This window comes from Cellvibrio sp. pealriver (assembly GCF_001183545.1).
GTDB lineage: Bacteria > Pseudomonadota > Gammaproteobacteria > Pseudomonadales > Cellvibrionaceae > Cellvibrio.
This window is the reverse complement of the sequence record NZ_KQ236688.1, coordinates 878,077-893,037: the sequence shown is the minus strand read 5'-3', so window position 1 is coordinate 893,037 and position 14,961 is coordinate 878,077. Positions and strand designations below refer to the sequence as shown.

At 45.4% G+C, this 14,961-nt stretch carries 11 protein-coding genes; 3 read left to right on the top strand and 8 right to left on the bottom strand.

Annotated features, from left to right (window positions below; translation table 11 throughout):
• Positions 1-12: 12 nt before the first annotated feature.
• A complete protein-coding gene (locus VC28_RS03610; RefSeq protein ID WP_049629448.1) occupies positions 13-681 on the bottom strand; it encodes a GntR family transcriptional regulator in 669 nt (222 codons plus the stop codon).
• Between the two features lie 198 nt (positions 682-879).
• Here VC28_RS03610 and VC28_RS03605 point away from each other — a divergent pair, with 198 nt between their 5' ends.
• A complete protein-coding gene (locus VC28_RS03605; protein WP_049629447.1) occupies positions 880-3,192 on the top strand; it encodes a beta-galactosidase in 2,313 nt (770 codons plus the stop codon).
• Positions 3,193-3,410: 218 nt separating this feature from the next.
• Here the strand turns inward: VC28_RS03605 and VC28_RS03600 are convergent, their stop codons facing one another.
• From VC28_RS03600 to VC28_RS03575, 6 genes are all read right to left on the bottom strand, one after another.
• Positions 3,411-4,019, bottom strand: a complete 609-nt coding sequence (locus VC28_RS03600; RefSeq protein WP_049629446.1) for a GntR family transcriptional regulator — start codon at positions 4,017-4,019, stop codon at positions 3,411-3,413.
• 172 nt (positions 4,020-4,191) lie between these two features.
• The gene (gene aldA, locus VC28_RS03595; RefSeq protein ID WP_049629445.1) at positions 4,192-5,637 is read right to left on the bottom strand and encodes an aldehyde dehydrogenase; all 1,446 of its coding nucleotides are present in this window, start codon (positions 5,635-5,637) and stop codon (positions 4,192-4,194) included.
• A 5-nt stretch (positions 5,638-5,642) separates the two neighbouring features.
• On the bottom strand, positions 5,643-6,407 hold the full coding sequence (locus VC28_RS03590; protein ID WP_049629444.1) for an SDR family oxidoreductase: 765 nt from the start codon (positions 6,405-6,407) through the stop codon (positions 5,643-5,645).
• 8 nt (positions 6,408-6,415) lie between these two features.
• Complete coding sequence (locus VC28_RS03585; RefSeq protein WP_049629443.1) at positions 6,416-7,435, bottom strand: (R,R)-butanediol dehydrogenase; 1,020 nt, start codon at positions 7,433-7,435, stop codon at positions 6,416-6,418.
• 13 nt (positions 7,436-7,448) lie between these two features.
• Positions 7,449-8,588, bottom strand: a complete 1,140-nt coding sequence (locus VC28_RS03580; protein ID WP_049629442.1) for a mandelate racemase/muconate lactonizing enzyme family protein — start codon at positions 8,586-8,588, stop codon at positions 7,449-7,451.
• A 241-nt stretch (positions 8,589-8,829) separates the two neighbouring features.
• Positions 8,830-10,407, bottom strand: a complete 1,578-nt coding sequence (locus VC28_RS03575; protein ID WP_049629441.1) for an MFS transporter — start codon at positions 10,405-10,407, stop codon at positions 8,830-8,832.
• A gap of 290 nt (positions 10,408-10,697) precedes the next feature.
• On the opposite strand from VC28_RS03575, the gene VC28_RS03570 reads away from it, so the two are divergent.
• Complete coding sequence (locus VC28_RS03570) at positions 10,698-12,845, top strand: agarase (RefSeq protein ID WP_049629440.1); 2,148 nt, start codon at positions 10,698-10,700, stop codon at positions 12,843-12,845.
• A 47-nt stretch (positions 12,846-12,892) separates the two neighbouring features.
• On the opposite strand, the gene VC28_RS03565 is transcribed toward VC28_RS03570, so the two are convergent.
• Positions 12,893-13,804, bottom strand: coding sequence for a type 2 periplasmic-binding domain-containing protein (locus VC28_RS03565; RefSeq protein WP_156184276.1), 912 nt, complete (start codon positions 13,802-13,804; stop codon positions 12,893-12,895).
• A gap of 207 nt (positions 13,805-14,011) precedes the next feature.
• Between VC28_RS03565 and VC28_RS03560 the strand changes: the two genes are divergently transcribed.
• Positions 14,012-14,947: a sugar kinase gene (locus VC28_RS03560; protein ID WP_049629438.1), complete on the top strand. Its 936-nt coding sequence runs from the start codon at positions 14,012-14,014 to the stop codon at positions 14,945-14,947.
• Positions 14,948-14,961: the final 14 nt, after the last annotated feature.

Below are 14,961 nucleotides of genomic sequence, written 5' to 3'. Positions count from 1 at the left end.
CTTTGCTCTGTATTAACGAATTAATTTTGACCAGTAATCTTCACTGGAAGATAAATGTAACGCTAATGCCTGCACTGATTGCGCCCCCTTGCCCGCGCGCAATGCCTCAATTATCTGCTGGTGCTCACTAATTGAATGCTCAATACGCGTACGACTGACTGCTAAATTTCCATGCATCGCAAGCAGCATTAGTCGCTTTGTTTTCCAGATCTTTAGTGCATTTTTGTTGTAGTGATGGCGATACATTTCCCAATGAAATAAATTATCTAAATGCAAAAATCCCACCCGGTCATTAGCCGTTAAACCACGCATTTGCTGCAATAATTGATCTAGCTGTGCCACATTTTCATCGCTGTAATGATCCACAAACCAAGCCATAAAATACGGTTCAAGCAATTGCAGAATCTCAAATAGATCACGCATGCTGGTGTATTCAAAACTTGCCACACGCGCACCACTATTTTTTTGCGAGGTCACAAACCCTTCACCTTCTAGCTGCTTAAGGGCTTCGCGCACTGGGTTTACGCCGGTTCCATAGCGCTCGGCCAATTGAGCCGTAACCAAGCGATTACCACTTACAAAAGTTCCCAGGGCGATATCTGCCAATATTTGCTCTACCAGCCCCTGCTCCCGCCCCAGGAGCACCGAAAAAGCCAATTCCGTATCTACCAACGCCATCATTGCGCCTCATATTGCATACAATTAACATAATATTGTATACAATCTTAAATAATCAAGAGTTCTTTAGGTTGTCCATAAATTAACGCAACTTACAAAACCTTACATTGTAAATTGTTGACATAATTACCATTAGCTAAGAAGAATCCAACTCTCTGAAAGATCACGCGAGCCACTACCAACCAAAAAGAGGAGATAAAAATGAAAAAAAATCAACTACGTTTAATCAAGCAGATGCTTGCTGGCACTCTGGCGGGGTTGTCACTCGGCTGCGTCGCCAATCAAAATTCGCCACTAGGTAGCATTGAAAACTTTGATAGCTTTTCGCTGAATAGAGCTGTAGCAAATAATGTCAAGGCAAGCTTGATAACCGGGCAAGAAGAAAAATACGGCAAAGCACTAAAACTGGTATTCGAGCCGCGCGAGGAATCCACAATTGAGCTACCTACTCCCGCGCAAGGTTATTGGAATTGGGAATACGCAGGTGATTTAAATCTGGCACTGGATGTTACCAATCCAGGCAGTCAATCGTTTCAATTTTGGCTGACATTAATGGATGCAAAAGGCCGCAAACAAGAGCGCAGCGCAGTGATTGATGCAGGTCAATCAGCTCGTTTTTATGCCCCTTTAACCGGGCGTGTTGCCAATGCACAAACCGGTATGCGCGAAACCCCACCAGCATGGCAAACCAGCGAAGAAAAGTTAGCCTGGCGCTCAGGCGATCGCGATTTTGATTTCACTCAAGTCACTAAAATTATTTTCAAAGCTTACGCCCAGTTTGAAACCAACATCCTAATTGTGGACAACCTTCAGCTGCGTGTTAATCCCGCCCAAGATCCGGAATATCTGGTAGGGATAGTCGATAAATTTGGCCAAGCCGCTAAAAAAGATTACCCCACTAAAATTCATTCAGAAAAACAATTAAAAGCAGCGGCAGACGCCGAGTTAGCCAGTTTGGCCAATGCCAAACAACCGGAAGACAGATCACGTTTTGGTGGCTGGAGTAAAGGCCCTAAATTGGAAGGCACAGGCTATTTCCGTACTGCAAAAGTGGATGGCCGCTGGTGGATGGTAGACCCGGAAGGCTATTTGTTTTTTTCCAGCGCTATCGCCAATGTGCGCATGGCCAACCTTGAAACCATCACCGGTTACGATTTCAACGATGCCAGCGTGCGCAAAATAGATCCCGAAGAATTAACCCCGGAAGACTCGCGCGACATTATCCCGGTCGGTAAAAAATCCTTAAATTCCCGCTTTCTTGCATCGCCCTTGCGCCGCGAAATGTTTGAATGGTTGCCCCCCTACGATCACGAGCTGGGCGAACACTATGGCTACCGTCGCACAGTACACCAAGGTGTGATCGAACACGGTGAAGTTTATAGTTTTTACAAGGCTAACTTAGAGCGTCGTTATGGCCAAAGCTCACCTAATTCCTACATAAAAACCTGGCGCGATGTCACTTTGGATCGCATGGTGGATTGGGGCTTCACCTCATTCGGCAACTGGATTGATCCCATGTTTTACGACAATCAACGCATGCCATTTTTTGCCAACGGTTGGATTATCGGCGACTTTAAAGTGATCTATTCCGGGCAAGACTATTGGTCGCCACTACCCGATGTTTATGATCCGGAATTTAAACGTCGCGCACATTTGACCATCAAACAAATTGGTCGCGAAGTAAAAAACACACCTTGGTGTGTCGGTGTATTTGTTGATAATGAAAAAGGCTGGGGCTCGATGAAAAATGACCGCGCTCACTTCGGCGCTGTCTACTACGCATTAAGCAGAACTTCCGATGAAAGCCCTGCTAAAAAACAATTTACCCAATTGCTCACCAAAAAATACGGTGATATAGCGACGCTTAACCAAGCCTGGGGAACGAAGATTGATTCATGGTCAAGTTTTGCAACTGGCATCACTATGGATAAGTTGAATGATGCTTCTCGCGCAGATTTTTCTATGCTCTACGCCGATTACGCAGAAACTTATTTCCGTATTGTCAGCAGCGAAATTAAAGACGCCCTGCCCAACCATATGTACATGGGTGTAAGAATCGCCGCCGAATGGGGTATGCCGGTTGAAGTGGTCGCCGCCGCAAAAAAATACAGCGATGTATTGAGCTTTAATAATTATCGCGAAGGCATGCACCCGGACACTTGGGCATTTCTGAAAGACTTGGATTTCCCCACCATCATCGGCGAGTACCACATAGGCTCAACGTCGGATACAGATTTCTATCACCCCGGTTTAGTCATTGCCGCCGACCAAACCGACCGCGCAAAAATGTATGAAAATTACATGAATAGCGTAATCGACAACCCTTACATGGTCGGCGCGCATTGGTTCCAATATATTGATGACCCAGTCACCGGCCGCGCCTACGATGGCGAAAACTACAACGTAGGCTGGGTAAGCAATACCGACATCCCCTATCAACCCATGGTAGATGCAGCCAAGCGAGTGAATAAATCGCTCTATCAGCGCCGCAGTAAAATTCCTCCCATTCAATAATTACTGGAAATCCTTACGGAAATAAAAACGCCAGACCCACGACTGACTCAATAATCGAACTTGAGCAAGTTGTGAGTCTGGCGTTTTATGACCAGCGGTCATCGGTAATATTCAACTAAACACTTAAGTAAAAAAACCTGAACTCTAATTGCCACCTGCATTAACAGGTAAAACGCAATCTAAGCTCAGGTAGTTTTTAATTTATTAGCCAATTTAACTTAGCGAATATTCGCTTTAAGCGCAGCAGTGGCCTCACGAATATTATCGCTGCGCAAAGCATCGCTAATAGCCCTGTGCTCATCTACACAATCAACTGGCTTACTGATACGTTTATAATTCATACGCATCCGCAAAATAATTGGCTGCCATAAGTTTACCAACTCCTCCCCCCCGGCCTTCATAACTAAATAGCGATGGAAGTCCATATCGGCTTTGGTCACTTCTGGATAGTCTTCACGATCAAAGGCGTCTTGCAAACGGTCTAGAATGCCATCTAGCGCATCAAAATCCTCCTCTGTTAACTTACCTTTCAGGCTTTTCACTGCATACAGTTCAATTCGGGTACGTATATCTATCATTAACTCTTGCAGTTCAGGTGACAGCAAACCATTGACGGACACACCACAATTGTTTTTCGCTACCAACAGCCCCTCTTTAGTCAACTGTAACAACACATCGCGCACCGGACCACGGGACACACCAAAGCGCTCAGCCAACGCAACTTCATTGAGCTTAGCATTCGGAGCCATTTCACCCGAAATAATATCCGAACGAATTTGTTCTGCAATTTGATCCCTAACCGGAATGATTTTTTTTGTTTCTTTCATGATCTGGATGACCTTTTCGCAAATAGCCTTATTGGAGAATAATATAAGGCTAAGCTATTTGCAGACATTAGACAATAATCCCTGCATATGACAATGGGTAGATGCGACTATTTGTTTCCAAAAAGCACACCTACCCATTGAGCCCGCCCATTATAAAACGGCAGATTAACGACTAGTATTTCTCACTTAAATAAACAGTTTTCTTTTCCAAATATTGCTCCAAACCGTACTTGCCATCTTCACCGCCAGCGCCGCTCATCTTCCAGCCATTATGGAAACCTTGATGCTGCTCGCCAATACCACGATTGACATAGACCTCACCTACTTCCATTTCTGCGATAGAACGATGAATGTAGTTCAGGCTCTGAGTAAATAAATAGGCCGACAGACCGTATTCACTGTCATTGGTATAAGCGATGGCCTCATCGATACTGCTAATTTTCACGATTGGTAATATAGGGCCAAACGTTTCTTCATGAACTAAAACATTATCTTGTTTCACATTGACCAGAACCGTAGGCTCGTACCAATTGCCCTGTTCAAAACCAGGCACTACCGCGGGTTTACCGCCACAAGCTAATTCCGCCCCCTGCGCCAAACCTCGTTTGACCAAACCATCAATTTGCTCGACTTCACGGCGATTAACCTTGGGGCCCATTTGCGTTGCAGGGTTCATAGGATCGCCCACTACCAATGCCTTCACTTTGGGTACAAACTTGGCAACAAACTCATCGTACACCTTCTCATGCACATACAAGCGCTCAGCACAGGTGCAAACTTGCCCGCAGTTGGCAAAACGCGTCCAAAGTGCCTCTTCAGACGCCAATTCCAAATCCGCATCTTCCATCACAATAAAAGGGGCTTTTCCGCCCAACTCCAACATGACAGGGGTTAGATGCTGCGCACTGGCCTTATAAATAATTTGGCCAGCTCGGGTACTTCCGGTCATGGTGATTAAACGAGTGATCGGACTTTCACACAAATGCTGCCCTACCACCGAACCAGATCCATTCACTATATTTAACACGCCCGCCGGAATGCCCACATCATTGGCAATACGACCCAATTCCAGAGTGGTTAATGGGGTTTCCTGAGTCGGTTTAATAACAATAGTGTTGCCTGTTATTAATGCCGGGCCAATTTTACGGCCAGCCAAGGCCAGCGGAAAGTTCCAAGCAGTGATCGCCACGACAACACCGCGCGGCACTTTATGGATATAAATTTTTTCATTGGGTTTATCGGAAGGCAAAATATCACCTTCAATAGTGAGTGCATTGTCGCAGGCGTATTCAATAAACGTAGCAGTTGCAGTCACTTCACCTCGCGCCACATCGAGCAACTTACCCTGCTCTTGCACCAACATAGTGGCAAGTAATTCAGTTTCATTGCGAATGGCCTCAGCGAATTTACGCAGCAATGTTGCACGCGCACGCGCTGTGAGGGCAGCCCAGGACTTTTGTGCTGCCTGTGCTGCCTCTAATGCATCCTGCGCATCCTCTTTACATCCTTCCGGGATGCGGCCAATTTCAGCACCCGTACTTGGGCTGTAAACAGCAATATGCCCAGCAGCTTTTGATGGCACATATTGACCATTAATAAAATTGAGATCATTTTTCATGGTGCTTATCTCCCCATCCAGCCGCCGTCAACCAACACGGTGCTGCCGTTCATATAGTTAGAGGCACTTGATGCCAAAAAGACAACCGGGCCTTTAAAGTCTTCCGGCGTGCCCCAGCGGCCTTGCGGAATACGACTAAGAATAGACGCAGAACGATCTTTGTCATTGCGCAAAGCTTCAGTGTTATCGGTAGAGATATAACCGGGCGCAATGGCATTCACATTAATACCCTGTGATGCCCACTCATTCGACAGCGCCATCACCAACTGACCTAAAGCACCTTTACTCGCGGCATAGCCAGGCACAGTCACGCCACCTTGATAAGTTAACAATGACGCGGTGAAAATAATTTTCCCGCTTTTGCGCGCAAGCATGGTTTTGCCAATTTCACGGCTCAAAATAAATTGTGAATTCAGGTTCACATTGATCACCTGATCCCAATACTCATCGCTGTGTTCAGCGGCAGGGGCGCGCAAAATTGTACCGGCATTATTGACCAGAATATCAATCACCGGATGCTCTGCTTTTACTTTTTCGATAAACGCATAAAGACTGTCGCGATTACCAAAATCACATTGATAAGCGCTGAATTTTTTCCCGGTAGCCGTTACCGCTTTTTCAATCTCTGAGCCTTGCAACTCCAGCGATGCAGATACACCAATAATATCTGCCCCTGCCTCTGCCAGAGCCACAGCCATTGCTTTACCAATGCCGCGCTTGCAACCAGTAACCAACGCGACCTTACCGTTTAAGCTAAATTGTTCCAACATAACCGTGATTACTCCGCGCAAGACACAAGGGCTTTCATACCAGCAGGATTATTATCCATGCTTGCAAAAGCGCTGCCAATGTTGTTCAGGCTAGATACCGAACTAATGAATGGCTCCAGCTTTACTTTACCGGATGCAACCAACTCAATGGCCATATCAAAGTCAGCCGCTTCATAAACGCGCGCGCCCACTAATTCAAGTTCTTTCCAGAAGAATTGGAACAGATCCACTTCAGGCTTTTGCGAGTGAATCGCCACCATACAAATACGGCCGCGCACTGAGGCAATCTTGGTCATAGCTTCTATCGCCGCTTTCACGCCAGACACTTCGAACACAACATCTGCGCCCTTGCCGTTAGTCCATTCCTTAACCGCTGCATCCAAATCTTGTTCAAGTGGATTAACGGTTTTAATACCATTCTTCTGGGCAAATTCATTGCGCACCTGATTCACTTCCGAAATCATGACGTCAGCGCCAACACTTTTTGCCACCAGCGCAACTAGCTGACCAATGGGGCCGCCACCAATAACCACCGCTTTTTCACCATCCTTTAAGCGCGCACGGGAAATATCGTGCACCGCTACAGAAAGTGGCTCAATCAATGCGCCTTGTTTTAGATCGATATTGTCAGGCAGTTTGTGCAAAGTGCGCGCTTTTACAGTCCATGAATTTTGGAAAGCGCCTGGGCTATCGATACCCATAAATTTTAATTTGTGGCACACATGGCTGTGACCTGCAGTACAAGCAGGACACTCGCCACAATAATCGAGTGGACGCACAACAACGCGATCACCAATGGCAAAACCTTTTACATTTGCCCCCATCTCAACAATGGTGCCCGACATTTCATGGCCAATAATTTGCGGCGGTGCAACGCGCTGATCCATAACACCGTGATAAATGTGCATATCCGTTCCACAGATACCAACAAACCCTACTTGCAAACGCACTTCATCCGCAGCAGGAGTAACCATTTGACCTTCAACAACCTGAAAGCCTTTATTACCAACATATTGAGCAGCTAACATAATTTCGATCCCCTCAGGATTGTTTGATTAAATGTGGACGTAATAATTTTTCATCGAATGTCACACCGGTTCCCGGCTCATCTGATGCGACAGCCAAACCACTCTCGATAACGATTGGGCGAGTGGTATAGGCATCAATAGGGAAGGAGTGAACTTCGAGGTAACCTGCGTGCGGCTGACTAGCAACGAGAGAAACATGCAACTCATGCATGCCGTGACTACATACAGGGAGGTTATGGGCATAGGCCAATTCAGCAACTTTCAACCAGCCAGTAATACCACCAATATTGGAAGCATCGGGCTGCAAAAAACCTAATTTTGCCTGTGCAATTGCGTAGGTAAATTCATGAACAGTATGAAGGTTTTCACCCATCGCCAATGAAATATTAATGCTGTCCGCAATACGTGCATAACCGGCATAATCATCGGGAATGGTTGGCTCTTCAAACCAGGTGATATCGTATTGCTCTATCGCCCGGCCAAAACGGATAGCTTTTTCAACGGTCATTGAATAATTGGCATCAACCATAAAGGTGGTGTGTTTACCAATTAACTCACGCACTGCAGCAACGCGAGCAACATCTTCTTTGTAGTTATCTTTACCGACTTTAATTTTTACCGCGTTAAAACCGCGATTCAAATAACTATCAATATTCTTCAATAGTTTCTGTTCGGTGAAATTCAAATCAATACCGCCCGCATAACAGCGGGTTTTATTACTAGCGGCACCCGCCAATTTCCACAACGGCAAATTCAGGCGCTTGCAACGAATATCCCACAGGGCGATATCGACCGCAGAAATAGCAAAACTAACCAAACCACCGCGCCCCACATAGTGCAGGTGCCAGCCTAAATCTTCCCAAATTGCATGAATATCCGATGCATTGCGGCCAATCAGTATTGGTTTGAGTTCATCATCCAAAAGTGAATAAATAGCTCGTCCCCCCTTACCTCCGGTATAGGTGTAACCAACACCTTCAGTGCCATCCTGGCAATAGATACGACACACCAACAATTCAAAACAGGTGTGGTCGCCGTGTTTTGCATCGGATAACACCTCGGCTAATGGCACTTGGTAGTATTCAACTTTGACGGCTTTGATGTGTGTTGCAGAGAGCTCATTATGACTCACGCAAGAAATTGTATTTAGCATAGATCTATCCCGATGCATTTGTTTATTGTTAACAATCTACACTCAGGACAAACACTTGTAAAGAAGAAAAGTCTGATAATTTCAAAAGGAGGATACGGAAATGCAATAACGATAGAAAACCACTAAAGTGCGAGGTAATACTTGCCAATACAGCCAGATGGCGGCACTTTTTGCCTACATCTGGCGAGCGATAAGAGATGAAACAGAAGAGATAAAGCAGCGGCGGTCAACAATTAGGGTTTTATTTGACGGCGACAAGTTGACTCTCGATTTCCTCCAAACTTTTCCCTTTGGTTTCCGGCACCATTTTTAGAACAAAAATAGCACCCAACACGCAAAAGCAGGTATAAATCAAAAATGTGACCGCAACACCCTGAACCTCTATCTGCCACGGGAACAATGTAGGCACCAACACGCCACCAAAGAGTGTACAGACCAGCGCGCAAGCAGGAATGGCAACCCCCCTGATGCGCGTAGGAAATATTTCGGAAAACAAAATCCACATGACAGGTCCCAGGGAAAAGTTAAATGCCGCCACAAAACTAATTAATCCAATAAACACCAGCACGCCCTGCATATGCGCAGCCATATTGAGCAAATCAACCTGCAGTGAACCCAGCGCTGTCGATCCCAAATGAGTCACCAATGCCCGTTTAAATTCCAGATCACTGGCGTACTCAACCCCAAACATAGGGGCCAATAGTGACGTATCAATCCGATCAGCGAAGGCTGCGACAGATTCTGCGCTCAACATATAAGTCGCCCCCGCAAAACAATAAGTCACCACACCCATGCTCAAAGCAGCCCAGACGGAACCCCAGAGCAAAATAGGACGGCGCCCCATGCGATCAATCATCACCAGCGCCAGGAAGGTAAAAAATAAGCCTATAGCACCAACCCACACGGTTTGCTGAAAGGCGCTTGCATCGCCACCGCCCACCTGCGAAAAAATAAATGGCATATAACCTAAAACAGCATTCATACCGCATAAAGATTGCAGCATGGCCGCACCAGCACCAATAAAAAGCGCGATACGCAACCTGGATTTAAACAACAAACCCAACTGCTCACTTATACTCAGCGAATGCTCAGCACCTTTTAAGTTGTCACAAATCTGATTAAATTGCTGGGCAACCATGTCAGCGGGTGCAATTTTGACAATTACCGCTTCCGCCTTATGCTTCTTACCATTCATCACCAGCCAACGCGGGCTCTCCGGAATCAAAAAGAGCAATAAAAACCAAACCAGCGCAGGTAAAATCTCCAACCCTAACATCCAACGCCAACTGGTCAGCTCGGTCAAACCAATCCAATTTGCCCAAGCCGGTTGCGAACTAATTACGGTCACTATGTAGAAATTTAATAGCTGCGCAATAAAAATCCCCACCACAATATTCATTTGATTCAGGCCCACCAATTTACCGCGCAAGTCTGGCGGAGCAATTTCACCAATGTACATTGACGCAAGCGTAAGCGAGGCAAAGGCTAAACCACCCAAAAAGCGCGCAGCAAAAAGCGTCTCAAAACTAACAGCAAATGCCGACCACAACGCAGAGATTAAATACAATGCAGCAATGAACAACAGGGTATTTTTACGCCCAAATCGCTCACAAAAATAACCCGCACAAAGAAGCGCAACAATTGACCCAAGCCCCGTAGAACCACCAACAATGGCACCCACTTGAAAAGCGGTTAAATTAAATTCAGCAATAATGTATTTAATGGTGCCGGAAATCAGCGCTATATCCAGGCCAAATACAAATCCACCCAGAGCCACAATAAAGGAAAAGAAAAATGCGTTTCTATTTGCTCTCTGCATATCTAATTACCACTCAATAGTTATTATTTGAACTGATCGCCCAGCCCATAAACACCGACTAAATCAACCTACCGCAAGGCTATCGCCGCCCTCCAATAGAACGACTTCAATTATTCTGGTGCATCCGGACAGATCTGCAGAACACACACCGCTTCGATAGAAACCATGACTTAAGTGTAACATGCGCCATTTTTGTTAACAATTAAATATATACATTAAAGAACTCACCTGTTAATCTTTGCAATACAGCCAATCAGTTAGTCAAATAAACATAATCATTGTAGGTGGATATGAAACTCACTCAACTAATTAGCATTGCAACCTATACCCTTATTTTAAGCGGCTGTGGCGGTGGCGGTGGCGGTGGCGGTGGCGGAACATCAAGCCCCCCAGCTTCAAGCAAAGCAAGTGTCAGCTCCATACAATCGTCCATAGCCGTTAGCAGTTCAGTCGCAAGTAGCAACACCAGCATATCGAGCACACTGAACAGCTCTGCCGCATCAGCTGACAGCAGGCCGAAAATCAGTTTTAATAGAGACATCAAACATATTGTTGGCGATATCGACAGTTTTGACCGGCGCAAATTTATCACCATTCACTCGTCCAACACCGAAGCCGACTGGTTTGGCTCAAACGCCCAAAGCTTGGGGGCCCCCAACGCCTCACCTGATCTGATTACCGAGGTCATGGAAGGGTATGATGTGTATTTCGGCCGCGATACCGGCGGCATCACCTGGCAACTCGGTGAACTCAATCAAGACCCCGCTCGCCCGGGTTTTATCAGCGAGAGTCACGCGCAAACCAAAGGTGGCGACGCACGCTGGGTGTATAGCAACAATGCCAACAGCGCCAAAATTCGTCAGTTTGAAAACCGTTTAACAGATATGATTATAGGTGCACAGCAACACCCCTTCTGGCCCGATGGTAAACTCACCCGCAAAGGCTGGGCACTCTCACAAACCGATACCCCAAGTGAACCTTTTGGAACCGCCACTGGCCACTACATGGGGCAGTATCTAGCGGAATACTTTAATAAAGGTGCAGGCGATTTATATGGCCAACCTAAGCCGCTTTATGTTGAGGTCATGAATGAACCTCTTTATGACCTAGTAGATGCCAGCGCATCACCAGTGCCAGTCGAAAAAGTATTTCAATTTCATAACACAGTGGCAGCAGAAATTCGCAAAACCAACAGCGATGTATTAATTGGCGGCTACACAGTGGCCTTTCCCGATTACGACAAAAATAATTTCCAGCAGTGGCTCAACCGCGACAAGGTTTTTATTGATATGGCCGGCGCCAATATGGATTTTTACTCCATCCATCTCTATGACTTCCCTGCGCACAATAATCGCGAGAAATATCGTCGCGGCAGCAACGTCGAGGCAACCCTCGATCTGCTCGAGCAATATGACACAATTAAATTTGGCAAGATCAAGCCCTTGGTGATATCCGAATATGGCGCCAGTGTTCATACAATGTTTTCTGATCCCTGGACCCCGCAGCGCGACGGATTACGCTTAATTGCACTCAATGGTCTATTGATGAGCTTTATAGAACGCCCTGAACATATCGCCAAAACAATTCCATTTATTCCCATCAAAGCGGAATGGGGTCGCCTTAATGGCATCCCCTACAATGATCGCCTCATGCGCCAACGCAAAGAAGCACCCGGCGAAACCGGTGACGAATGGGTTTTCACCGATATGATCAAGTTTTATCAACTGTGGTCAGACGTAAAAGGAACACGTATTGATATTTCCTCCAGCGATCCTGATCTGGTCGTCAATGCATATGCCGACAATCAGCAAGTGCATCTCATTATTAACAATTTGGAATTTAACGCCCAAGAATTCACGTTGAATGATTATTCGTTAAATAATCCTGCGTTTACCCATGCGACGATTAAACACTTTCATCTGGATAGCCAAAACGTGCCAGTCTTAAGCGAAACGGTTAGCGACAAGTTTCCGAGTGCACTAAGCGTTGGAGCTAACGGCACTATGATCATTACTATGCACTATGAAAGTGCAGTAGTAATCGATCAAACTAAAGTTGAACAGAAAACATATGCAACAAATTATTTGCAAGCAATTAAAACCAATAGTCCCCTTAACTTTGCGATAAGTGGCATCACTCCAGCAGCATTTGGAGAGGCTACATTACGCTTGGGTATAGGTAGGGATCACGGAAAATCTTTGCAGCCTAAAGTGACCATTAATGGCACCGAAGTAACTGTGCCAAAAGATTATCGAGGCTATGATCAATACCATCAAGGCAAAGGAAGGGAAAACTTTTTTGGTGTAATTGAAATCCCTGTGCCCTATTCAATCCTCAAAGCTAATAATCAGATTGAGGTGACCTTTGCGGATGATGGCGGCCACATAAGTTCAGCGGCAATAAGAGCATTTCACTACAGCCGAAACTTCACGCACTAAAAATTCTTTGTCGTGCCGTTTGCCATACTCACCTGAGTATGGCTTTTTTATTTTTTCACGGAAACATCAATTGTTTTGGCAATTTCTGGCAGTGGCGCAAAGTAGTATTCGTAGGCAGAATTCAAATTTGCATTTAATGGATTATTGAGCAAAAACATTCTTCGCTTGCTCAGCTGTATAAACTTCAAACTGGTCAGGAACTTTTTATCCCACAATGCTTGCAAACTTTTATCCTTATGAGCAGCCAGCAACCCCTGTTCAATCCTCGCCTTTAATATCTTATTCTGCGCGCTAAGGAAAAAAAATCGTGGCAACTTATAATAAAAATAAAAACTGTCATCAATAGTCAGATGCAGACCTGAATTGTTATGCAGATATTCATTCATAATCTGGCTAGCTCCCAAACAAAATAAATCTGCCCGACCAGAGGCAACCATACGGAATGAGCTTTTGTAAGCAGGCACCTCTAGCGTTTTAAAACCGTTGGCATGCAAAATTTTTGTATCAGCCCACTCAATGCCCTGCAAAATACGATACTGTTTGAGCTCTTCAGAAGCCTTAGTCGCTGCTACTGCTTGGGCTACACCCGGATTGACAAAACATACCCTATAACTCAAAACCCCTAAATCGACGGGAAACTCAATGAAAGTAATAGCAGCGCGCTCGACTCCATCATAACTATCTTCAATAACCAAATTTGGATATTCACTACTTGCAATCGCTTGTTTCGCTCTAAGCCGATTAACCCCCTTAGGCAAAGGCTGAAGCTCATAGTCACCATGGCTAGCCCGAGTTTTTTCAAGAACCAAGGTCAGTAGTTCAATCGTATAGTTTTCGTATTGATCTATAGGCGTGGTGGGAATACGATAATTAACGACCTGCGTACCCGAGCAGCTGCAAGAGGCTCCCACTCCGGACAGGAATAGAATTCCTACTATGTGGCGCAGATGTAAGCACACGACTCTCCTCCCGCTGAATACTCTATTAACCGGCAACATATCTTATACATAAGATTAGATCATAGTTCACTAAACGGGTAAGCATCGCCCGAACACCCGGATTATCTAAAACAACCCACGCCAGTTTTGTTAACATTTTACAAACTATTTCCAAGTCTATAGAATAGAAGGCAGTCCTCAATCCTGCCCCAAATAAGCGAATAGGCGATGAAAAGAATTGTGATTATTGGCGAAAGTATGCTGGAACTAAGCCCCGCTAGCCCAGAGTTATGGCAGCAATCATTTGCCGGAGATGTGCACAGTTTGGCGGTTTATTTAAAACGTTGCGCACCTGAAGCAATACAAGTTTCGTTTATGAGCGCGGTCGGGGTGGATACCATTAGCGCTGAACTAATATCTAACTTGCAACAAGAGGATATAGATACCTCTCTGATCTATAAGCACCCGGATAAAACCTTGGGGCTTTATGTGATCAACAATACCCCCAGTGGCGAGCGCAGCTTTCAGTATTGGCGAAATGACTCAGCCGCAAAACACGTTATGCATCTGCATCACGCGCAATCTTCAACCGCTTTCCCTGCTCCCGATCAAGTGTTTTTTTCGGGTATTTCTCTGGCTATTCTAGATAAGAACAGTCGCACCCTTTTTTGGGATTTTATTCACCGATTAAAACAACAGGGCACGCAAGTCATTTTTGACCCTAATTATCGCGCAAAATTATGGTCGTCTATCGAGGATTGTAAAGAGCAATACGAATTCGCATTTCATGCAAGCAATTTGGTTTTACCAAGTTTGGAAGATTTCACCAATCTTTATCAGCTAGACTCCGCAATCGCGGTCAGCCAATTTTTAAGTGCTTATGATATTGATGAAATTATTATTAAAGATGGCCCTGCCCCTATTATTTATCAGTCAGGCCTAGAACATTTGGAAATCGCGATAGAGCCGATCACTCAGGTTATAGATACAACAGCAGCAGGCGATTCGTTTAATGGAAGCTATCTCGCGGCGCGAGCACGCGGGCTAAATCCGGAAAATTCTATTCGCTTTGCAGCAAAAATATCTGCACTGGTGATTCAACACAAAGGGGCCATTCTTAATCGCGACCTATTCATGCGCCACCTCAGCAAATCAGCTCAATAGCATCGCCTTTTACC

Coding starts and splice junctions, on each gene's coding strand:
- VC28_RS03610 (WP_049629448.1), bottom strand. CDS start 681: ATGATGGCGTTGGTAGATACGGAATTGGCTTTTTCGGTGCTCCTGGGG.
- VC28_RS03605 (WP_049629447.1), top strand. CDS start 880: ATGAAAAAAAATCAACTACGTTTAATCAAGCAGATGCTTGCTGGCACT.
- VC28_RS03600 (WP_049629446.1), bottom strand. CDS start 4,019: ATGAAAGAAACAAAAAAAATCATTCCGGTTAGGGATCAAATTGCAGAA.
- aldA (WP_049629445.1), bottom strand. CDS start 5,637: ATGAAAAATGATCTCAATTTTATTAATGGTCAATATGTGCCATCAAAA.
- VC28_RS03590 (WP_049629444.1), bottom strand. CDS start 6,407: ATGTTGGAACAATTTAGCTTAAACGGTAAGGTCGCGTTGGTTACTGGT.
- VC28_RS03585 (WP_049629443.1), bottom strand. CDS start 7,435: ATGTTAGCTGCTCAATATGTTGGTAATAAAGGCTTTCAGGTTGTTGAA.
- VC28_RS03580 (WP_049629442.1), bottom strand. CDS start 8,588: ATGCTAAATACAATTTCTTGCGTGAGTCATAATGAGCTCTCTGCAACA.
- VC28_RS03575 (WP_049629441.1), bottom strand. CDS start 10,407: ATGCAGAGAGCAAATAGAAACGCATTTTTCTTTTCCTTTATTGTGGCT.
- VC28_RS03570 (WP_049629440.1), top strand. CDS start 10,698: ATGAAACTCACTCAACTAATTAGCATTGCAACCTATACCCTTATTTTA.
- VC28_RS03560 (WP_049629438.1), top strand. CDS start 14,012: ATGAAAAGAATTGTGATTATTGGCGAAAGTATGCTGGAACTAAGCCCC.